We start from the raw sequence: 20,453 nt of genomic DNA, 5'->3' as shown, positions 1-20,453 counted from the left end.
TATTACAATATTAGTTGAAATTACTAGAAAGTGAGTGTTCGTTATGGGACGTAAGTGGAATAACATTAAAGATAAAAAGGCAGAAAAGGATAAAAGTACAAGTCGTATATACGCTAAATTTGGTCGTGAAATTTATGTTGCCGCTAAACAAGGTGAACCAGATCCCGAGGCTAACCAAGCATTGAAGGTTGTTTTAGAGCGCGCAAAAACGTATAACGTGCCTAAGCATATTATTGAAAAAGCGATTGAAAAAGCCAAAGGCGGTTCAGAGGAAAACTATGATGAACTTCGTTATGAAGGCTTCGGACCTAATGGATCAATGATTATCGTTGATACACTAACGAATAATGTAAACAGAACGGCCTCTGAGGTTCGTGCTGCATTTGGTAAGAATGGCGGAAATATGGGTGTTAGTGGTTCTGTTGCCTATATGTTTGATGCTACTGCTGTGTTTGGGGTAGAAGGAAAAACTGCTGATGAAGTATTAGAGCTTTTAATGGAAGCTGATGTGGATGCACGTGATATTCTAGAAGAAGATGATATTATCATCATCTATGCTGAGCCAGATCAATATCACGCTGTGCAAGAAGCATTTAAAGAGGTTGGAATTACCGAGTTTACAGTTGCTGAGTTAACAATGCTACCTCAAAACGAGGTGACACTAGATGAAGAATCGAAAGCGCAATTCGAAAAGCTTATTGATGTGCTAGAAGATTTAGAAGATGTTCAACAGGTTTATCATAATGTTGATTTAGGTTAATACAGCTCGTTTATGTAGCAGTCCTTTAAACAAAAGGACTGCTTTTTAATTTGGGAAGAAACACCTAAAGAAGATGTGTAAACTAGTTCAAAAGCAATAAAAATAAATTAATTATTCAGATAACAATTTACACCTACTTCATACTCGCTTAAAAATAAGTCTGTACAATAAAAATCGTAACAAATATACTTAGCGAGGTGATTATGTTGAAGCTTAAAAAGTTATTATTAACCATGTTAATTATGATGCTTTCAACGGGTGTATTATTTGCATGCTCAGCAGAGGATGAAGACGATCCAGCAACAAATGATGACACGACTGAACAACAAGACACTGACAATGAGGATACAGAAGATGAAGAAGAACAAGAGTAAGTAGTATTAGTAATAAAGCCTTCCAAGTTGGGTGCAGTACCCAACTTGGAAGGCTTTAACTATTTCAAACTATTCATTTACCCAAGCTGATGGACTTTCCTCTTTAATTATATAAGTCTCCGGATCGTCTTCCATCACTTTAAAGGCATTTAAGATGTTCTTTGTCATTAAGAAAATGGATATCATGAATGCAAAGTCAAGTATGTAATAAATAAAAATAACTGTATCGTTAACAATGTATCCTTTAGTCAGCAATCGCTGTAAAATGCCTGATCCAAAATAAAGAAAATAATAAACTGGTATTAATCGTAATAATTGCTTTCCAAGCTTTTCAAGTTTCGAATAACATATAAAATAATTACCCATTGTGGAATAAATATTCCATAAACCATAGAGATTATAAAACGGAATGAAAATTCTTAATAAAGCTCCCCCTGGTTTAATATCATAATATGGTGTTATCTTTTGTATGTCAGCATGCACTTGAAAAATCCATATAAAATATAAAATTAGTGATATAAACCACACGATTTGATATAGAACGGTTAGCGCTTGATCGAATGCCATCATTTCTAAAAACACATCATATGCATAGACGTAAAAAGTTGTTGTGATGAGCAAAAGTCCACTTAGTACTACAGCAACTAATAAGAATGCCTTTAATACTTTGCCCAGTGCTTTGTTTGTTAGTGTCATTGTTTCTCTCCCTTATGGTAAGTTTTATAAGAATGTTATTGCTTCCTCTAGCATTTCAACTGGTATTATATGTACGGATAAATTCTCTTCTTTTCGAATTCGTTCTGCCTCATTACTATCGCTTTCATCGGAAAAATAATCAACATGGTTATATTCAGCCGTATTGCCCCTACTGAACTGGCTATTATCACCTTAATAGATTACTAGAATTCATGTGTTGATTGCAAAAGATATTCCTCATTATTTTTTCAACACTCAAGAACGAAACGGATTTTTCCACTCCATTAAGGCAGCATAATCATGCGATTCCTCATCCTCTAAATAATTTGGCACTACACATATAGGAGTCCTGCCGGCACTTAATAGAAACGATATCACTGGATCCTTTACCACACCTCGAACAACTGCAGCTAAATACTCCTCTGCTGTCATTTCATTTGCATACTGGTGGTATCCTGGCATACACCCACCACCTAGTAAACGATCTAAGCCTTGATGGATTACCACTTCATACATGGACTGCATCAGTAACTTCCCTAATGCAAATTTGCGAAAGTCGGGGCGAATACAGATATCCACCACATATAATGTGTTACCGTTTGGAGAATGATTACGAATATAGCCATTATCCGTAATCTCCTCCCATGTATGAGTCGGATGTTCCCGATCAAAATTGACAACTAGTCCTGTCATCGAACCTGCTAGTTCGCCATCTACCTCTACGCATAACGCACCTTCAGGAAATAATGTTACGTGATTCTCCAGTTGCTCCTTATTCCACCACAGCTCTGATGGAAAAGGTGGTGGATAGCTTTCCTTTTGAATCTGGATTAAGTCCTCAAAGTCTTCCCGCTGATAGTTCCGAACGAATGCCTTTTTATAGCCGTCACTACTTTTCAAATAGACATGTTTTTGGTACGTCATTCAAATCATTCCCTTATTATTTACTAAGGTCAGGATACAAATCTAAGCGTCTATCGGTCCATGTTGTAACAGATCCCTTTTCTCTAACTTCATATAGTAATGATAAATCAAGGTCAGCTGTAATAATCATATCATGATTAAATTCACCTTCCATTAAAACGCCATTCTTTGGAAATGGAATATCATTTGGTGTCATAACAGCTGCCTGCCCATAATTCGCTCGCATGAAATCAACATTGCGTAATGCTCCTACAGTTCCGGTTGTTACAACATATACTTGATTTTCAATTGTTCTAGCGTGACATGTGTATCGCACTCGATGAAATCCGTGTAAATCATCAGTACAAGAAGGAGCAAAAATAACATCTGCACCCATTCCCCTTACCTTCCTTACAATCTCAGGAAATTCCATATCATAACATGTTAATAAAGCAATTTTCCCCTTATCCGTTTCAAAGATTTGAATGGATTCTCCCGGGGTAATGTTCCAATCATGTTTCTCTGTCGGAGTCATGTGAAGCTTTGCTTGTTCCGCCACTCTTCCATCTGGATAGAATAAATGCGCCGTATTGTACAGCTTATCGTCTTTTTTCACCACATGTGTTCCACCGATAATATGCATGCCTGTTTCTTTTGCTAAGTCTGAAAATAAAGCTACATATTGTTCCGTATAGTTGGGTAACACATCAACACGACTTACGGTACTGTCCGAGATGGATAGAAGCTGTGTTGTAAAGAATTCTGGAAAAAGAACGAATTCAGAGTCATATTCGGCAGCGGTTCTTACATAATGGGTAACCTGTGCTGCAAAGTCCTCGAAACTGTTTATTTTTTCTAACTGGTATTGAACGGCTGATACACGTAATCTCATTTTCAAATACTCCTTTTAAAACTTATTCTCATAAAAATACCATAATCTATTGTTTCCAACAATTCATCCAATACCCAAATGCTTTTCAAGCTCATATTGTAGTTCCAATATCCAATCTACTGGAAGATCTGAGAATAACTGGTTCGTTGATGGCAATGAACGCTCACCCGCAAACGCTTCTTTCACATCACAGTTGATTTCTAACCGTTCATTTATCCACACATATTCCATATCGGAAAAGATAAATTCTTCAATACCGTTTTCCTTTAACAATAATCGAAGGTGATGAATGGATACTCGTAGCGAGTTTTGTGCACTATTAATGGAAGACTCCGGCCATAACCTTGCATATATTTTATCTTTAGCACTCTTGCCATAATAAGCAAGAAAAGCTAATAATTCTTTTGCTTTACGCTGATTCCATTTCCCCTTTACTTCCTTCCCGTTTACTGTCATTCGGAAAATCGTTAAGAAATCGACACGGCATAAGGAAGGTGTGTTAGCGCTTAGCTCATGATATAACTTGTCCAAATAAGGTAAATGCAGTTCATTCCTTGATGCCTTTGAATACTTCATGTGGAAGGTCTTTATAAAACCAGCTGTTTTCTCTGGCTGATCAACAAACACCATATTAGAAGCTTCCCGAATGATTTCCGTTTGGCAATCCGGAATATAACGCGCACTAATTGATGTTAGCTCAGGAGGATAATTCACATCATATTCTCCATTGAGCAAAAGCGTTGGTACGGATATCCTTGTCAGTTTTTCAAGTGATATCGCGCGTACATTGAGCAAAAGCAATTCCAAATAATAAGTCATGTCTACTCTTGTAAACGCATTTGCAATATGCCTGTGCTTCTCGGGATTAACATCATGTAATAATTGTGGAGCCATCCACTCTCCTAAGTTCTCTCCCGTCATTCCTTTTAATTTTTCTTTCCGAAACTCGATTCCTTCTTCTGCTACTTTATCCGGATAATAAAAAGGAGTAGAAAGTACAGCAAATGTCTTCGGAGTTACTTTTTTTCGAATGATTAATTCAATCGCTAATTGCGCACCAATCCCATGAGCAACAATGTGGAATGACTGAATATGCTCTTGTTGGAGTATTGCTACTGTATCCTCCATAAGTAGCTGCCAGTTTTCTTCATCGGTAGCAGCGAATTGCCCATGATTATACCCATGACCACGCAAATCATAAGTAAGAACTCGATAATCAAGAAAATAAGGTAGCATATAATTCCAGGCAGTATGATCTAGACCCAATCCATGTAAGAACAGGATTGTGCCATTATCAGGATGATTTGGCGTATGGATATGATATGAAATTGATGTCTGTTGTCTCCGAATTGTTTTCATGTTTTCTCCTGTTGTGTAATGAGTTTGTAATGCTATTTTTGTTACTATTTTACTAGTTTTACAGACTTTTTTACAGACTTTAACGCAATAAATAGTTAAATTTTTTTACAACAGGAGGAAAAACACTTGAAAAAGGCAATTGGTTTATTACTTGTATTAATTCTGGCATTGGTTGGGTGTTCCGATAAAGATGCCGAAACTACTACCAAGGAAGCGTCACCTAAAGGAGATTATACGCATATTGATGGTGATGAAGTGAAAGAAACTACCAATCTCCCAATAGGGCAGACAGCTACTTTCATCTATCCAAAAAGTGAATTTCTTGAAGAGAAAAAAATTGAGTTTACAATTCAAGGTGTCGATTTTCTTACATCTCTAGAAACGGAACCATATGCCGGTGAGCAAAACGACTTTTTAGTAATGGATTTTTCAGTCAAAAATATTGGAGAAAATAAAGTTTCTTATTTAGATTATCCAACTGTTATCATCCATAACACAACTGGACAAGAAGAAACCTACAGCTTAGAAGAAGGATTACAATATGATAGTGTTAGCTCGTTTTCGAAGGAAGATTTATTACCTGGTGGCGAAACGAGTGGTCTAGTTGTAATACCTTTAGAAGAGGGTGCATCTATTAAGTCGATCTTCTTAGAGCCTTTTGATATATTAGGCGAATTTGAGTATCCATTCGCTTTAGATATTAGTAACCTTCGTGAAACTGCAAGTGATTCCCCAACACAGCTTACCGAAACACTTAATGAGAAAAGGGAAGCTTTCCTAATGGAGGAATTCGCTGAATTCGATAGTAAGGTTGTTGACGATGCAACAGCATCATTTGCTATTTCAAGATTACAAAACTATAACCTTATCGCAGAGCCAAACGATATCGGGTTTAATATGCATGACACGAAAGAGTACTTCGCAGAATTTATCCGCGATGGTAATGGCAAAATTACAGGGGTTAAATTTACAGAACAATAATGTAGCGATATAAGGGGGATGTCTCATGAAAATAGCTATAACAATAGTGGTTATTCTATTTTTTGTATTTGAAACTATTAATTGGTTTACATTGCAAGGACTTCGATTAAAAATGAAATTTCAGAAGCAGCCCGTAACCCAAGAACAAGCAAATCGTGTATTAAAGCAAGTTAGATTTATCTATTTCTGGTTATCATCTGATTACTATTTTAATCGACTTCGTGAACTGTATTACTTGGTTTGTCAAAGCCAGAACGTTAACCACGAAACAAAGGAAGGACTTTATTCTTCTTTAAACAGAAGGTTTGTTAGAGGTATAAATAGAGTCTAATGAATAAGAGGAATACCACTTATGGAGTGGCATTCCTCTTATTGTTTATTCTATCGAAAACTCTTTTTCACCAATTAAATCGGAATCATTTTTATAAACTCTTACTAGATAATCACCCGTTTCAAGCATTCCATCATAACTAACAATATAAAACTCATATATTAACCAATCCCAAGATGGATCAACAGATTCATACCATTGCGTCTGGATCACTTCACTATTCCCATCGATTTTAACAATGACAAAGCTAATTTCACTTGTATCAAATGGTTCATCCAAACTTAGCTCCATCATAATATCCTCATCAGACGAGAATTCATATCTCTCATCCAAGATTCCATCATCAACGTTTCCTGTTCCTAATGAAATTTCCTCAGAACCCGTAACAGTTGCCAGCATATCTAGCACACCACATGCCGACATGAGCATTAAGATAAATGATAAAAATAAGACCTTTATAAAATTTTTCATGCGACTTCCTATCTCCTCTCGTACGCCACTATTCTATTAATCGGTATTTTTTACCGAATGTGAAGCTTACAAAGAAAAACAATCGTGTGAGTACCAGAGGGCAGACTTATCGTATTTGGGGAGGGGGGCTTTAGCTTTTGGAGTGCTATCATCAGCTTTTTGGAATCAATCTTCAGCCTTCTCCAACATTCTCAACAAAAAAGCCTTTTCTAATTTAGAGAAGACATACCTAATTACCCAATAACATTGTTTATTTCATTCTTTATTTGTATAAATCTATCTAGGATTTTTTCATGGTTTGTAAATAACTCGTGGAGCTCTTCAATACTGAAGCCATCCTCCCTTGCTTGCCTTATCAATTCTACCCATTCTAGATCAAGTGATTCTTTCAAATAAGTCCCCTCCAAAATACATTAGTATTTCTGGCAGACTAGCCTCATAAGCATTCTACCCTTCGAATCGTATCGTTGTACCCCTTGTTCCAATTAGGTTTGCGATATTTCTCATTGTTCCAATCTATGCTCATTTCGATAGTGTTCCAACCCTGGGGTACGGTTATGTTTAGAATACATCATAACAATTGACCCATTACAGTATCATTACATATCATGGCTTGGCTTTGAAAAAATAAAATGCCACTAGTGTAGTAGCATCTCATGTATATAACTGATTTTTCAATTGGCGAAGTCGCTTTTCAATTGTGTATTCATCTTGTATGTATTCCATTGCAATCTCCAGGTAATAGATTGCTTGTTTATATTGCTTCAATTGTTCATAGTAATCTGCTAAAAACAAGGAGATATCAACCCACTCCTTTTCCAGCCAGCTACGGTAATTTAAAAACCACGTTTCGTATAATCCAGGTAAAGGATTTTCTACTCGTTCATTAATAATCCGTTTGTACAGGTCAACCTTACCAGCTATTGTTTTCGATTGATGTGCTAGATGAATGGTCTTCACATGAAGCAACAAATCAGATTCCATATTCGCTTGTAAGTAGATATGCTCTCTTTCCGTTACTAGTAGCTGCTTCGTGGACGCGATGTGTAATATAGTATTCAAATGGTGAAGTGCGACACGTAGTCGATTACGGGCGTTCTTCAAGTCGACATCCGGCCAGAACAGATCACATAATTCATCACGTGTAGAGGACTGTTGAATAACAAGGTACATTAAAATCTGCTTCGCCTTACGCGACCCCCAGCCTTCTATAATCCTTTTATCATTTACATAAACATTAAAGCCTCGCATAATATGAACCTGTAATGTAGGAAGGCTTCGTTCAACTTCTGAATTCAGCATATGCCTTATTTCCTTATACATTTCAGAGGTTAATTCACGGTGATAGCTATCCGCTAAAGCACTTGTCTTGTATTCCTCGTTCGTATGCTTTTGAATAAATCCATTGATCCAGTCTGCCGTTATCTTGGGCTGGTCCATTTGGATTAAATAAGAGGCATGCGGTACCAAGTAGCACCTAGCATGATAATTGAAGTTTAAGATAGCACTATTTAACTGTGGTGGAAATATTTCATCATCGGAGCCTGATAACACTAAAATTGGCACGGTAACACGCTGTAAATTCATTTTGGCTTGATCCAGATGATCCAAACTAAATAACTCAAAATACACCCTAGTAGAAACCACCTTATACGCTTCCGCTAATAGTTGCTGTTTTTCTTCGTTCGGAAATAGTAGGAGCTCTTTCAAATACTTCTGTCCCATTTCAGCCATCGTTGCATGACCCTTTGCGAGTGCCTTTCTTCTTTCTATGACCTTTTTCCCCAATTCCTTTGGAAAATGTACAGGCACCGCCAAAAGCCCTAGCGTTTTCAGTTCTTCGGGATTACGAGCTGCATATTCAATTGCAATAACTCCTCCTAACCCTTGTGCGATAAGATGACAGGATGGTATGTCTAACATCGTAATGAGGTATTCTAAGTCATCTGCCAAACGCGCAATCGTTCTTTCTTCCTTTCCCGCACCAGTCCTTCCATGGCCTCTTAAATCATAACGAACAATGTGGTAATTCGACTTCAATAACGGAATAACCTCATTCCAGCAATTCATATCAAGACCAACACCATGGATGAATACAAGGGTTTCCTTTGCTTGGGGATCCTCTGATTTTATGTTTTCATAATGAATTTCAATACTTTCGCGGTTAAGAAAGGTCACCCGAGCACCTCCATGTATGACTTAACATATTTTTTCTATCGATATACCTAACTACTTCGATAATAAACCGGGATAATCCTCCTAAAATTTTCCTGTTTTTTTGTAAAGCTTTCCTCTTAACTTCTGGTTTCATCTATATCTTCGTTGGTAGCCCCCAACTGTTAGCGTTATTACAATAATGCCAAGTAATAGAACATACTCCATATTGGCATTTAATACGATTATTTCTTGGATAAATTCTTCCTTTACTATCATCTCTCCAGCTGTCCATGCCAGTAATGCTGCTCCAATATAAATAATAATGGGATAGTTTTCCATAAGTCTTAATATAAGGTGACTAGCAAATAACATAATTGGAATGCTTAATATAATACCAATGACGATTAAGAGCATATTATTATTCGATACTGCTACAATGCCCAACACATTATCTAGACTCATTAATAAATCAGCAAAAATAATAATGACAATTGCCTCTTTTAAGGAGCTTCCCACTTTAATATGGGCTTCATCGCTTTCCTTATCTACAAGCAGCTTATACGCCACTATCAGCAGAAGTAGTCCGCCAATTAAATGGATGTACGGTAGCTTTAATAGATACATAATTATAATGGTAAAAATAATCCGGAAAACAACCGCTCCAACTGTACCCCAAATGATGGCTTTTTTCTTTAAATGCCCCGGTAAATTTCGACTTGCCATTGCAATAACAACTGCGTTATCGCCACTTAAAATAATATTTATCAATAATATTTTGATTAACGGCTCAATAAACTCCAAGGTTTATCCACACTCCATTTCCCTTCATAATACTTGTCCTAAATTATCGCTACTTCAATGTATGTAAAAACAGCTAAATCCATTACATGTTTTAGGGGGTTTTATGTGTTAACCGACTTGCATACAGGAATTTTCAACATATAAAAAGCCGAACTTGTGCAGTTCGACTTTTAACCATGTATGTACAGCATACAGGTCCGTTCCATATTATTTGTTTTCTTCACCTTGTTCGAGCTTCAAACTAGGAGAAACTCGATAGTCTTCTATATTTGTTTCCTCTTTTTTCTTATCAAAGGTGGTAGACTTCATTTCTTCTATAATAGTCTCAATGGATTTACCATCTGTAGAAATTCCAGCTTCTTTCGCCTTTGCTAGTATCATTTCTTCACGTATATCGCTTTTTAATTTCTCTACATTCTTGCCATCTGCTTCAACTCCGATTTCATCGGCTAAATATTGCATGAACTCCTCTTCAGAAATCTTATTCTTTCTCACTTCACTACGCTTTACTACGTTGTCTTCGTTATCCTTTGATTCCGTTTCACGTATTGCCATACTAGCAGTTTGCTGATTGTCTTTACTCTCTTCCTCTGATACTGTTGGCGTTTGCTGTTTTTGTGTTCGCTGTTCATGATTCTCATTTGCTAGTACTGGTGCAAGCTGGAAAAATCCTATGGCCAATATAGCCATAATAATGAAGGTGAACATTAACTTTTTCATTTTATCCCTCCTAACAAACCATTAATTAGTAACAGTATACCCAACCTAAGATGAGAATACTGTCGATTGGTAAGATATGGATTGTAAAAAAATCAGATTAAAGAATTATTTATGAAATGTTTAAGTTATTCAGCCCAAAATATACCATTTTTCGTATGATTCCTTTTCACTTCAATTATGGGATGAGGTACAATAGATGGATGAAAGATATGAAGAAAAGTAAGGACATGATGAGATATGTTTAAAATCCTGTTAATTGAAGACGATGCAACATTATTTCATGAAATTCATAATCGGCTATCAAGCTGGTCATATGATGTACACGGCATTTCAGACTTCGGGAATATTATGGAGCAATTTACTACATTGAAGCCAGACCTTGTGATTATTGATATACAGCTTCCCAAGTTCGATGGGTTCCATTGGTGTCGGATGATTCGAGCGCATTCCAAGGTACCCATTGTATTCCTATCTTCTCGTGATCATCCAACTGATATGGTCATGTCCATGCAGCTTGGTGCAGATGATTTTGTACAAAAGCCATTTCATTTTGATGTTCTGATCGCAAAGATACAAGCAATACTTCGACGAGTCTATAATTATAATAACGAAGAAATCATGTTAAAAACATGGAATGGTGCTACGATAGACTATGATCGTAATACCGTGACTAAAGAGGATACTTCAATTGAATTAACGAAAAATGAAATGTTTATTTTAAAGCAATTGCTCGAGCAAAAAAATAAAATTGTCAGCCGTGAAGAATTGATAAAAAGCTTATGGGATGATGAGCGTTTTGTTAGTGATAATACGTTAACGGTTAATGTAAACCGACTTCGGAAAAGGCTAGAGGAAATCGGATTAGGAAGCTATATTGAAACAAAGGTAGGACAGGGGTATTTAGCTGTTGAAGAGGCACTATTACCATGATTAGAAAGTATCTTATTGAAAAACTTAGCTGGATACTCCTTTTCCTAGCTCTTTTCTTACTCATTGCCTTTGTTGCTTATGTCGATTCTGAAATCCCACTGTCACCCATTCTCTATATCATCTTATTAGCTAGCATTATTTTTACTATTTTTATGATAATTCGTTACCAAAAAGAAACGAAATTTTATAAGCGCTTAGAAGACTGGGATACAAGTCTTGACCTAACGAACTTAGTCAGTCCTGAAACACCGTTTGAGAAAATTATTGTGGAACAATTAACGAATCAAACAGAGCAATTAAAAGAGGCGTTAGCTAACAAACAATTTACTTTAGAGCAAGAAAAAGATGACCTTTTAGCATGGATTCATGAAGTCAAGACACCACTAACAGCCATGCAACTTATCATGGATCGACTTGAAGATAAGGAAATGAAAGCACAGCTCCTGCATGAATGGATGCGAATTCATTTACTGCTTGATCAACAATTACATCAAAGAAGAATTCACTTTATTGAGAATGACCTTTACATGGAGCGCATTGACTTAAAATCCATTCTCTATCAGGAAATAAAGGCACTCCAATCCTGGTGCATGCAAAAGAGGATTGGATTTGATCTTCAGCTAGAGCAAAATGCGATATATAGTGATGGAAAATGGGTAGCATTCATTACGCGACAGCTTCTAACCAATGCCATTAAATATAGTAAAGAATCGGAAATAACCATTAAAACATACGAGGATAACAGCCAAGTAAAATTAGCGGTTATCGATTCTGGTCGGGGAATAGACCCTAAGGATTTACCACGTATTTTTGATAAAGGCTTTACCTCTACCTCCAACCACGAGGACCATGCCGCAACAGGGATGGGACTATATTTAGCGAAGAAAGCTGCAGAATCGCTTTTCATTGAAATTAAAGTAGTATCAACACTTGGAACAGGTACAACCTTTATTTTAACGTTTCCAAAGCGAAATGATTTTCATCATATTGTAAGCATGTGACAAAACTGTCACATGCTTTTATTATCTGTTTGGTAAATCGAAGGATATCGACTAGATACAATCTTATAATAAACCTATCGAATGAAGGAGTGAGGAATGATGAAAATACTAGAAGCAGCTAAAATTCATAAAAATTACGGAAATAAGTGGAATAAACAGGAGGTCCTTAAAGGGATTGATGTATCTGTCGATGAAGGCGAATTTGTTAGTATTATGGGAGCATCTGGTTCCGGAAAAACCACACTACTAAATGTGCTTTCTTCTATTGATAACGTGAGCAGTGGCACCATTCTTATTAATGGAAAAGAAATGACCGCCATGAAGGAGAAAGAGCTTGCTACTTTCCGCAAAACCAATCTTGGATTTATTTTCCAAGAATATAATTTACTGGATACGTTGACTGTTAAGGAGAATATTCTATTACCATTGTCCGTTTCTAAAGTATCCAAAAAAGAAGCCAATCAAAAATTTAAAGAAGTGGCAACCGAATTAGGTATTTATGATTTAAAGGATAAATATCCGAATGAGATATCTGGTGGTCAAAAGCAACGTACCTCTGCAGCACGTTCTTTTATTCACCAACCAAGCATCATATTTGCCGATGAGCCGACCGGTGCACTTGATTCGAAATCAGCATCAGACTTATTAAAGAAAATGAGCGACTTAAATGAAAAGCATAAAGCAACCATCCTAATGGTGACACATGACCCCGTTGCTGCAAGCTATTGTGGTAGAGTCATATTTATTAAAGATGGTCAGATTTATACACAATTAAATAAGGGCGAACAATCTCGACAAGCTTTTTTCAACGATATTATGAAAACACAGGCTGTGTTAGGTGGGGTACAGCATGAATATTAATCTCCTAATCCTACGAAACCTGAAAAAGAACATGAAGAATTACTATCTTTATGTGTTTGCCCTGATTTTTAGTGTGGCACTTTATTTTGCCTTTGTGACACTACAGTACGATCCATCGATGGACGAAGTAAAGGGATCGATTAAAGGAGCAGCAGGAGTTCGAACAGCTTCCGTTTTACTCATTGCTATCGTATCCATTTTCCTATTGTATGCCAATAAACTATTTGTAAAACGCCGTAGTAAGGAAATTGGATTATATCAATTAATTGGGATGACGAAAGCTAGAATATTTCGTTTGCTAAGTGTAGAGAATTTCATTTTATACTTTGGGTCTATGCTTTTTGGAATATTCATTGGTTTTGCTAGCTCAAAACTAATCTTAATGATTTTATTAAAAGTGATGGGAATCGAAACAAGTACGACACTACAATTTTCAGAAGAAGCACTCATCCAGACTATCCTTGTGTTTTTCGCCATCTACCTTCTCATCTTATTGACGAACTTTGTCTTTATTAAAAGACAAACCATTCTCTCTTTGTTTAGAGTTCTTTCTTCAACGGAGGAGAAGGTGAAAAAAATAAGCCTATTCGAGATTTTATTAGGTGCAATGGGGATTGGTTTAATCCTTCTAGGCTATTACATTTCATCGAAGCTATTTGATGGTGACTTTTCAACAATAAATGAATTGTTTATGGCCATGATCGTGATTCTAGGCTCCGTTATTATCGGAACATACTTATTCTATAAAGGGTCGGTCACCTTTATTGCGAATATCATTCGAAAACAAAAAGGCGGCTATTTATCCATAAATGAGGTTCTATCACTATCATCCATTATGTTTCGAATGCGGTCCAATGCCTTATTATTAACTGTTATTACAACGGTGTCTGCACTAGCAATTGGTTTACTAGCATTAAGCTATATCTCTTACTATTCAGCAGAAAAGGCAGCTGAGGACAACGTGCCTACTCATTTCTCCTTAACCAATACCGAGGCTGCTGAAAAATTTAAAGCTGCATTAGCACGTCAGCATATCGACTATCAGGAGAAAAGAATAGAAGTAATCCAAGTAAACACAGATGTAACCGACATTATGGAAACCAATCTCGCAGAATTGAATTTCGACCCAAGCCAGATGAGCTTACCGGTTGTGAGTGAGGAGTCTGTTAATGGTGATATCAAGAAGGACGAAGTATTATTTTCAGGGTATAATGATGCCATGGCGCTTATGATGTCATTAAAGGATCATGGCGAAATAGAGCTATTTGGGAAAAATAAATCATTTAAGCAGCATTATATCGGTTTACAGGATGAATATGTTATACCATTTAATTTTTCAAATGGTGGTTTACCTACAGTCATCGTGGATGATGAGATTTACCAGGCGCTAAAGAATGATCTAAACCAAGATATTCAACACGATTCATCTCTTTACATTGGGATTGATATAAATGAGGAAGAAAAGCTAGAGGCTGCCAATACCATCTTCCAATCATTATCTTTTCGTGAGAATACAATTAATTACTCACGAATTGAAATGAGTAATAGTCAAAAACAGGTCATGGGACTTACAATGTTCATTGTTGGGTTTCTGGGACTAACATTTCTTATTACGTCTGGATGTATTCTGTACTTTAAACAGATGGATGAAGGAGAAGAGGAGAAATCCAGTTATACCATTTTAAGAAAGTTAGGGTTTACTAGAAAGGATTTAATGCGAGGCATTCAGGCAAAGCAGTTCTTTAATTTTGGAATTCCCTTAGTAGTTGGTCTTTCACATAGCTACTTTGCCGTTCAATCTGGATGGTTTCTATTCGGAACAGAAATGTGGACACCGATGATAATTGTCATGATTATTTACACCGCCATGTACTCTGTCTTTGGTATTCTTTCTGTTCTCTACTATAAAAAAATTATAAAGGAAGCACTCTAATAAAGCACAAAGCTCCAGGCCACTAAATGGATCTGGAGCTTTTCCCTTATTGAAATTGAAATACTAGCTTTCTCCTAATAGCTCCTTAACCTTTAGGCGACGTTCCTTTCTTTCCTGTGCCAGTTTAAATAGTTTATAATCCGCTTCTGTCTCTGGCTCCACTCCTAATACCGGAGTCGGCTTTCCCGTTTCATTAACGGCTACCATCGTAAGAATAGCTGTCGTCGTTGTCGTTTTCTCCCCTGTTTCGAGGTTTTGGCATTCCACTTTCACATATACCTCCATAGAAGTTCTACCAGTAGAAACAACTAAGCCCTCTAATAATAAGATGTCCCCTACCCGAGCTGACGATAAGAAATTCACGGTGTCGATAGAAGCAGTGACAACCACTCCCTTACTATGCTTCATGGCAGTAATTGCTGCGATTTCATCAATATACGATAAGACAGTTCCACCAAAAATCGTCCCCAGATGGTTGGTATCCGGTGGTAATACTAACTTTGTTTGAATCGTTCTAGAAATACTTGCGGGTAATTTTTCAACCATTGCTTTCCTCATTCCTATTCATTTGTTATTTGGGTGCGAATCCTCTAGTAGAAAGAATGACAAAAAACCCCATCCTTGAAGATGGGGTGTACAGGCGCAGAATAACACTATTCAAACAGAAGACAGTACTGTTTAAGTAGCAATCCCTCGTCCAATCTTCCCAACTCCCGAAGAAGAAAATACGCTATAAAAATGGCAGGTCTCCTGACTCATGCGAGATAGCTACTTTAAACCCTTCCCATCCGAAGACAGTGGTTTTGTTTATTTCGGTTCGCACTTACAGTTGCGGGTACAGTTCTGGATTTTCACCAGATTCCCTTTTAGGTCCTTTCAGACACCATTTTTACCGGCTAGCTATGTTTCTTTTCAACTATAATATACAAGTTTTATTTTTACAACTGGTGATGAATCGTATGGGGATGAGCTTCCTGGAATTTATTCCAAATCCTCTTCATAGAGATGCAAGACAAAATCCAACTGTATATCACCAATTGTATAGGAACTTCCATTAATAGAACCTTCAAGCTCCGTTATCTTATCATTTTTATCATACGGAATAAATCCTATCCTGATGGATTGCCCAATCGGCATTTCGTAAAAAAGAGATTGCGGTTGACTAGCTTCCTCCACCTTCATCAGGCTAGACATGAACGACTGCCATTCATCCGGTAACGCCATCGCTCCATAAGTTTTCTCCTGAGCGTTGACTCTCTGCACCATTTGAACCTTCGGATAATAGTAGTGTTCGGTTCCATATGAAATCCTGAATCCTCTATCTCTTGTCATATAAAAATCGATGTACTGCAGTTGATCACTTGGCTGTATATTCCAGACAAGGTAATAGGAATCCGGATTATTTTTTTCAATCTTCCATAGCATTGGATAACCTTTTGTATCGATGTTAACTACTTTCCACTTATGCTTTTCCCAAACCAAATAGCTTAATCCATACTCTTCATTTGTGGATACAAAGGGCACCAACACATGCTTTTCATCTATTGAAATTGTATCCTGTATAACATCGGCACGAGCTTGCGGGTAGATTTCATTAATTTCAGCAATTAATTCCTCATTAGTTGGAAGAGAGCCTGGCTTCGCAAGATAATACCAATAAACAAGAAATAATAGAAGCATGACAGCTAGAACGATGCCACTAGTAAACAACTTCTTTTTCATTGTCATGTTATTCGCCCCCCTCTAACAAGGATTTATCTGAGCGAAAGTATTGCTGTTCCTTCGTTGTCGTTATCAATATTCCTTTGCCATCGTCTTCGATAAGGATCATTACATTAAGACTACTTCCCCATTTAGGTAATGCACCGATTAGCTGATATGGGAACCTCTCTTCTTTAGGACTACTTTCAGAGAGATAGGTATCGTTATACCACTGATCACTATTAATTTCTTCCTTTGTCATCGATGGGATTTGTTTCTGAAGACTTTCTCTATCTAAGCTTAAACTTTCCCCTGATGGATGGATAGCATGAATAGAAGTATTTTCAATGTTTGCTAGATACGTTGTTAGATCATCCTTAGGATATACAAAGTTAAAGATAGGTATCGTTACCAACGAGATTAATAGAAAGAGGAAATTAGACCAAAATCCTAGCCAAGCAAATTTTCGATAAGTCCTCCAGCGGTTTTCATCTGATCGAAGCACAAAATATAATAGCCATACACCTAGTGGTAATAATGGGATTTTAATTAACATATTAAAAGTTAATGTGATGGAAAAAGAAAAAATCCCAACTACAATTACCACAAAAATCTTCCATGCCTTTGGCTTTACGCTTAGACCTCGATTAATTCTAGTAGCAAAGTAAAAAATGACAACTATCGCGAAAAAGAACCCTAAAACTTCGATTAAATTATTGTTGAAAATAATATCAAAGCTCACTGCAAGCCACCCCCATGTCTACATATCCGAAAAATACACTCCTTACGACTTTAGCATAAATTTCCAAATTATTAAACAACTGTTGGAGTGGCAGCTATATTTGGAACGTTAGCATAAGATTTTGGGAGCTGACCTTTAGCCTGTTTGTGGTAAACTTCAGCTTTTGAATGCCGATTTTCAGCCTTTCCAAGCCAAACTTCAGCCTCTCACCAGCTTTCTTCAGCCTTTCCCCCAAAATTCAGCTATCCAACTTTTCATAAATAGCTAATAGTTGCTGTTTTTCTTCGTCCGATAATTTTTTAAATAGATTCTTTCGTAGGACGACTCCTTCTTGATGTGCTCGGTTCACCATTTCAATTCCTTTTTCCGTTATTCCCAAGTTGATAATTCGTCGATCGGATTCGTCCACGATTCGAACGACTAATTCTTTTTGTACGAGCTTTTCTGCCAGATGCGTTAATGTAGGAGGAGTTAGCCCAAGGGACTTTGCAATGTCAGATGGACGGCTTTTTCCGCTACTCCTTAAATGACTGAGTATGAGGATATGCGAAATTCCAAGGTTTTCATTGAACATTTTATTCCATTGTATGATTAGATTGTTCGTCACCTTGTCCATGGTATGTAACAGTTCAAAAATGGTTTGTTCTTTCATTTGCGGGATCCCTGCTTTCTAAAAATGGAGAGCCCTATACAAATTAGGGCTCTCACTGTCTACTACTATTTTATTGAGCAGAAAACCCACCGTCAATAACCAACTCAGAACCGGTAATGTAAGAGGATTCATCTGATGCTAAGAATAGGGCAGCATTTGCAATGTCTTCAGGCTTCCCTAATCGTTGTAGTGGTGTAGCTTGAACTAACTGTCCAAGAAGCTCTTTTGAAGCACTTAATGCTTGTGTCATTGGTGTCTCAATAATTCCTGGGAACAAGGCATTCACACGTATTCCCTGACGTCCAAATGTCGTTGCGGCAGCCTTGGATAATGCGCGAACCGCACCTTTTGATGCAGAGTAGTGATTAAATCCTTGTCCAATTTGTGCCGTATAGGATGAAATATTAATAATAGATCCCTTCTTCTGCTCGATCATATATGGTGTGACATGTTTAATGCCAGCAAAGGGGCCAAAACTGTTAATCGCCAGCATCTTTTGCCAATCATCACTATTAATTTCCTGATATGGCTTTTCTGATGAGATTCCAGCATTGTTAACCAGAATATCTATTCTTCCAAACTGGTTCACTACTTCCTTCGCAAACACCTCCCAATCTTGATCAGAAGCGACATTTAATTTCATACCAAATACATTTTCTTTCTCACTTACCTTTGCAATGGCTTCCTCATTGATATCTGCTGCAATAACCGTTGCACCTTCTTGTTGAAAAAGCTCTACCATTCCTAGGCCAATCCCTGATGCACCACCAGTTATAATTGCCACTTTACCTTCTAATCTTCTCATGATATTCCCTCCTAAGGAAAAAAACTTATTTTTCTCTAATTATTATTTAGATATCTAACTATTTTACATCTAAATAATAACATGAAAAACTTTCTATAAGCAACCTTATCCACTAATATCTATTTAGAGGTTAAACAAAAACAACTCATTTTCACGAGTAGACAGCAATTTTTGACCACTAGCAAAGGAAAAGACCTGATTTCTCACACGGAAAAAATCAGGTCCTTCATTTCCTCTTAATTCTTTAATGCCTCATAATGTTTTATCACTTCACGCGTTATTTCACCATTTTCCTCCAGTCCACTTATTTCCTGTAATACTGTTGCGACGCCTTTCTCTTGTATCATCGCCTGTAGTTTGATTGCTTCCTCATCTTCTTCAAAATTGAATAGAAGTGCTGCTGCAATAGCTTTTGCTAAATTCGTATACGCCAATCCAGCTTTATGTGCTTCAACTGCAGGTCTCACCAACCGATCCTCTGGTCCTAATTTACGTATTGGTGCTCGCGCTACTCTGGTGACACCATCATGTAAATATGGATTTTTGAATCGCTCAATAATCTTCTGGATATACGCTAGATGTTCTTCATGATTTAATCGATATTGATGAACTAAATAGTCTCCTGTTTCGTTTAGCGTCTGACGAACTTGAGTTTCGATTGATTCATCGGCCAACGTTTTATCAATAGTTGATTTCCCCGCAAGGTAGCCAAGATAAGCAATAACAGCGTGACCTGTATTGACAGTAAATAATTTTCGTTCAATATAAGGAGCCAACTCAGCCACAATCTTCATGCCAGTAATCGAAGGAAGCGTCTCGGTTGTTTCCACAACCCATTCATAATAAGGCTCCACTAGTACATCTAATGACCCTTTGTTCTCCTGAATTGGCACAATTCGATCAACGGCAGAATTGAAAAAGTAGATTTTCCCTTCCATCTTTTGCTTTGTGTCCTCTGATAAGTGCTCTACGATATGCTGTTTTAGAATATCTGTAGCACCAATTTGATTTTCACAAGCAATGATATAAAGCTTTGCATCTGATTGTTCAACACGCTTTGTCAATCCACGAGCAATAAGTGGTGCAATTCTAGGTAAAATAGTTGGACCGATAGCCGTTGTTAGAAACTCAGCACCAGTAATCGCCTCTACAACCTCATCCGCTTGTTTAAGATTATTTAATCCAGATACATTGCTAATGGCAGTGGATTCTTGTGTACTGGTAGCCAGCTTTACCTGATAGCTTTTCTGTTCGTTTAATTGTTGAATGATTTCATCTGCAATATCAACAAATGTTACATGGTATCCAGATTCAGAAAATAATGCACCAATAAACCCCCTACCAATATTGCCTGCTCCGAAGTGAAGAACTTCCTTCATGCTT

At 37.1% G+C, this 20,453-nt stretch carries 23 protein-coding genes and 1 riboswitch; of the genes, 8 read left to right on the top strand and 15 right to left on the bottom strand.

Going from position 1 to position 20,453, the window contains the following annotated elements; translation table 11 throughout:
* Nucleotides 1–43: 43 nt before the first annotated feature.
* Nucleotides 44–760: a YebC/PmpR family DNA-binding transcriptional regulator gene (locus tag ABC228_RS07235; RefSeq protein ID WP_345824436.1), complete on the top strand. Its 717-nt coding sequence runs from the start codon at nt 44–46 to the stop codon at nt 758–760.
* Between the two features lie 203 nt (nt 761–963).
* Nucleotides 964–1,134 carry a hypothetical protein gene (locus ABC228_RS07230; RefSeq protein ID WP_345824435.1) on the top strand — a complete coding sequence of 57 codons (171 nt, stop codon included), beginning with the start codon at nt 964–966 and terminating at the stop codon, nt 1,132–1,134.
* Nucleotides 1,135–1,203: 69 nt separating this feature from the next.
* On the opposite strand, the gene ABC228_RS07225 is transcribed toward ABC228_RS07230, so the two are convergent.
* The 4 genes from ABC228_RS07225 to ABC228_RS07210 all read right to left on the bottom strand — a co-directional run bounded on the left by ABC228_RS07225 (nt 1,204) and on the right by ABC228_RS07210 (nt 4,984).
* Complete coding sequence (locus ABC228_RS07225; RefSeq protein WP_345824434.1) at nt 1,204–1,830, bottom strand: hypothetical protein; 627 nt, start codon at nt 1,828–1,830, stop codon at nt 1,204–1,206.
* 255 nt (nt 1,831–2,085) lie between these two features.
* Complete coding sequence (locus ABC228_RS07220) at nt 2,086–2,754, bottom strand: GNAT family N-acetyltransferase (protein WP_345824433.1); 669 nt, start codon at nt 2,752–2,754, stop codon at nt 2,086–2,088.
* 16 nt (nt 2,755–2,770) lie between these two features.
* Nucleotides 2,771–3,625, bottom strand: coding sequence for a carbon-nitrogen hydrolase family protein (locus ABC228_RS07215; RefSeq protein ID WP_345824432.1), 855 nt, complete (start codon nt 3,623–3,625; stop codon nt 2,771–2,773).
* 63 nt (nt 3,626–3,688) lie between these two features.
* On the bottom strand, nt 3,689–4,984 hold the full coding sequence (locus ABC228_RS07210; RefSeq protein ID WP_345824431.1) for an alpha/beta hydrolase: 1,296 nt from the start codon (nt 4,982–4,984) through the stop codon (nt 3,689–3,691).
* 126 nt (nt 4,985–5,110) lie between these two features.
* On the opposite strand from ABC228_RS07210, the gene ABC228_RS07205 reads away from it, so the two are divergent.
* Both ABC228_RS07205 and ABC228_RS07200 read left to right on the top strand, forming a co-directional pair.
* Complete coding sequence (locus ABC228_RS07205) at nt 5,111–5,965, top strand: DUF4352 domain-containing protein (protein ID WP_345824430.1); 855 nt, start codon at nt 5,111–5,113, stop codon at nt 5,963–5,965.
* A 25-nt stretch (nt 5,966–5,990) separates the two neighbouring features.
* On the top strand, nt 5,991–6,296 hold the full coding sequence (locus ABC228_RS07200; protein WP_345824429.1) for a hypothetical protein: 306 nt from the start codon (nt 5,991–5,993) through the stop codon (nt 6,294–6,296).
* A 45-nt stretch (nt 6,297–6,341) separates the two neighbouring features.
* On the opposite strand, the gene ABC228_RS07195 is transcribed toward ABC228_RS07200, so the two are convergent.
* The 5 genes from ABC228_RS07195 to ABC228_RS07175 all read right to left on the bottom strand — a co-directional run bounded on the left by ABC228_RS07195 (nt 6,342) and on the right by ABC228_RS07175 (nt 10,445).
* Nucleotides 6,342–6,767, bottom strand: coding sequence for a hypothetical protein (locus ABC228_RS07195; protein WP_345824428.1), 426 nt, complete (start codon nt 6,765–6,767; stop codon nt 6,342–6,344).
* A gap of 233 nt (nt 6,768–7,000) precedes the next feature.
* Entirely contained in the window at nt 7,001–7,159 is a 159-nt protein-coding gene (locus ABC228_RS07190) for a hypothetical protein (RefSeq protein WP_345824427.1), read from the bottom strand.
* Nucleotides 7,160–7,421: 262 nt separating this feature from the next.
* Nucleotides 7,422–8,945, bottom strand: coding sequence for an alpha/beta hydrolase (locus ABC228_RS07185; protein WP_345824426.1), 1,524 nt, complete (start codon nt 8,943–8,945; stop codon nt 7,422–7,424).
* Nucleotides 8,946–9,074: 129 nt separating this feature from the next.
* Entirely contained in the window at nt 9,075–9,725 is a 651-nt protein-coding gene (locus tag ABC228_RS07180; protein ID WP_345824425.1) for a TerC family protein, read from the bottom strand.
* 207 nt (nt 9,726–9,932) lie between these two features.
* Nucleotides 9,933–10,445 (bottom strand): hypothetical protein, encoded by a 513-nt coding sequence (locus ABC228_RS07175; protein WP_345824424.1) that lies wholly within the window; start codon nt 10,443–10,445, stop codon nt 9,933–9,935.
* A gap of 237 nt (nt 10,446–10,682) precedes the next feature.
* On the opposite strand from ABC228_RS07175, the gene ABC228_RS07170 reads away from it, so the two are divergent.
* From ABC228_RS07170 to ABC228_RS07155, 4 genes are all read left to right on the top strand, one after another.
* On the top strand, nt 10,683–11,375 hold the full coding sequence (locus ABC228_RS07170; protein WP_345824423.1) for a response regulator transcription factor: 693 nt from the start codon (nt 10,683–10,685) through the stop codon (nt 11,373–11,375).
* Complete coding sequence (locus ABC228_RS07165; protein ID WP_345824422.1) at nt 11,372–12,376, top strand: sensor histidine kinase; 1,005 nt, start codon at nt 11,372–11,374, stop codon at nt 12,374–12,376. The genes ABC228_RS07170 and ABC228_RS07165 overlap by 4 nt, the downstream gene beginning before the upstream one ends.
* 99 nt (nt 12,377–12,475) lie before the next feature.
* Complete coding sequence (locus ABC228_RS07160; protein WP_345824842.1) at nt 12,476–13,237, top strand: ABC transporter ATP-binding protein; 762 nt, start codon at nt 12,476–12,478, stop codon at nt 13,235–13,237.
* Complete coding sequence (locus ABC228_RS07155) at nt 13,227–15,170, top strand: ABC transporter permease (RefSeq protein ID WP_345824421.1); 1,944 nt, start codon at nt 13,227–13,229, stop codon at nt 15,168–15,170. The genes ABC228_RS07160 and ABC228_RS07155 overlap by 11 nt, the downstream gene beginning before the upstream one ends.
* Before the next feature lie 63 nt (nt 15,171–15,233).
* On the opposite strand, the gene ABC228_RS07150 is transcribed toward ABC228_RS07155, so the two are convergent.
* The 6 genes from ABC228_RS07150 to ABC228_RS07125 all read right to left on the bottom strand — a co-directional run bounded on the left by ABC228_RS07150 (nt 15,234) and on the right by ABC228_RS07125 (nt 20,449).
* Nucleotides 15,234–15,716: an acyl-CoA thioesterase gene (locus ABC228_RS07150; RefSeq protein WP_345824420.1), complete on the bottom strand. Its 483-nt coding sequence runs from the start codon at nt 15,714–15,716 to the stop codon at nt 15,234–15,236.
* A gap of 177 nt (nt 15,717–15,893) precedes the next feature.
* A riboswitch (cobalamin riboswitch) is annotated at nt 15,894–16,073 on the bottom strand.
* 78 nt (nt 16,074–16,151) lie between these two features.
* Nucleotides 16,152–16,898 (bottom strand): hypothetical protein, encoded by a 747-nt coding sequence (locus ABC228_RS07145; protein ID WP_345824419.1) that lies wholly within the window; start codon nt 16,896–16,898, stop codon nt 16,152–16,154.
* A 1-nt stretch (nt 16,899) separates the two neighbouring features.
* Nucleotides 16,900–17,613, bottom strand: coding sequence for a hypothetical protein (locus ABC228_RS07140; protein WP_345824418.1), 714 nt, complete (start codon nt 17,611–17,613; stop codon nt 16,900–16,902).
* 238 nt (nt 17,614–17,851) lie between these two features.
* Entirely contained in the window at nt 17,852–18,265 is a 414-nt protein-coding gene (locus ABC228_RS07135; RefSeq protein WP_345824417.1) for a MarR family winged helix-turn-helix transcriptional regulator, read from the bottom strand.
* A 70-nt stretch (nt 18,266–18,335) separates the two neighbouring features.
* A complete protein-coding gene (locus ABC228_RS07130) occupies nt 18,336–19,070 on the bottom strand; it encodes an SDR family NAD(P)-dependent oxidoreductase (RefSeq protein WP_345824416.1) in 735 nt (244 codons plus the stop codon).
* Nucleotides 19,071–19,306: 236 nt separating this feature from the next.
* Complete coding sequence (locus ABC228_RS07125) at nt 19,307–20,449, bottom strand: mannitol-1-phosphate 5-dehydrogenase (protein WP_345824415.1); 1,143 nt, start codon at nt 20,447–20,449, stop codon at nt 19,307–19,309.
* Nucleotides 20,450–20,453 lie beyond the last annotated feature (4 nt).

Source organism: Ornithinibacillus xuwenensis, from assembly GCF_039614845.1.
Taxonomy (GTDB): Bacteria; Bacillota; Bacilli; order Bacillales; family Amphibacillaceae; genus Ornithinibacillus; species Ornithinibacillus xuwenensis.
This window is presented reverse-complemented; position numbering and strand designations above follow the sequence as displayed.

Bases quoted from the DNA above. Each gene is read 5' to 3' on its own strand.
- ABC228_RS07165 (WP_345824422.1), top strand. From the start codon at position 11,372: ATGATTAGAAAGTATCTTATTGAAAAACTTAGCTGGATACTCCTTTTC.
- ABC228_RS07130 (WP_345824416.1), bottom strand. From the start codon at position 19,070: ATGAGAAGATTAGAAGGTAAAGTGGCAATTATAACTGGTGGTGCATCA.
- ABC228_RS07235 (WP_345824436.1), top strand. From the start codon at position 44: ATGGGACGTAAGTGGAATAACATTAAAGATAAAAAGGCAGAAAAGGAT.
- ABC228_RS07230 (WP_345824435.1), top strand. From the start codon at position 964: ATGTTGAAGCTTAAAAAGTTATTATTAACCATGTTAATTATGATGCTT.
- ABC228_RS07125 (WP_345824415.1), bottom strand. From the start codon at position 20,449: ATGAAGGAAGTTCTTCACTTCGGAGCAGGCAATATTGGTAGGGGGTTT.
- ABC228_RS07170 (WP_345824423.1), top strand. From the start codon at position 10,683: ATGTTTAAAATCCTGTTAATTGAAGACGATGCAACATTATTTCATGAA.
- ABC228_RS07225 (WP_345824434.1), bottom strand. From the start codon at position 1,830: ATGACACTAACAAACAAAGCACTGGGCAAAGTATTAAAGGCATTCTTA.
- ABC228_RS07150 (WP_345824420.1), bottom strand. From the start codon at position 15,716: ATGGTTGAAAAATTACCCGCAAGTATTTCTAGAACGATTCAAACAAAG.
- ABC228_RS07175 (WP_345824424.1), bottom strand. From the start codon at position 10,445: ATGAAAAAGTTAATGTTCACCTTCATTATTATGGCTATATTGGCCATA.
- ABC228_RS07200 (WP_345824429.1), top strand. From the start codon at position 5,991: ATGAAAATAGCTATAACAATAGTGGTTATTCTATTTTTTGTATTTGAA.
- ABC228_RS07160 (WP_345824842.1), top strand. From the start codon at position 12,476: ATGAAAATACTAGAAGCAGCTAAAATTCATAAAAATTACGGAAATAAG.
- ABC228_RS07220 (WP_345824433.1), bottom strand. From the start codon at position 2,754: ATGACGTACCAAAAACATGTCTATTTGAAAAGTAGTGACGGCTATAAA.
- ABC228_RS07195 (WP_345824428.1), bottom strand. From the start codon at position 6,767: ATGAAAAATTTTATAAAGGTCTTATTTTTATCATTTATCTTAATGCTC.
- ABC228_RS07145 (WP_345824419.1), bottom strand. From the start codon at position 16,898: ATGACAATGAAAAAGAAGTTGTTTACTAGTGGCATCGTTCTAGCTGTC.
- ABC228_RS07155 (WP_345824421.1), top strand. From the start codon at position 13,227: ATGAATATTAATCTCCTAATCCTACGAAACCTGAAAAAGAACATGAAG.
- ABC228_RS07215 (WP_345824432.1), bottom strand. From the start codon at position 3,625: ATGAGATTACGTGTATCAGCCGTTCAATACCAGTTAGAAAAAATAAAC.
- ABC228_RS07210 (WP_345824431.1), bottom strand. From the start codon at position 4,984: ATGAAAACAATTCGGAGACAACAGACATCAATTTCATATCATATCCAT.
- ABC228_RS07135 (WP_345824417.1), bottom strand. From the start codon at position 18,265: ATGAAAGAACAAACCATTTTTGAACTGTTACATACCATGGACAAGGTG.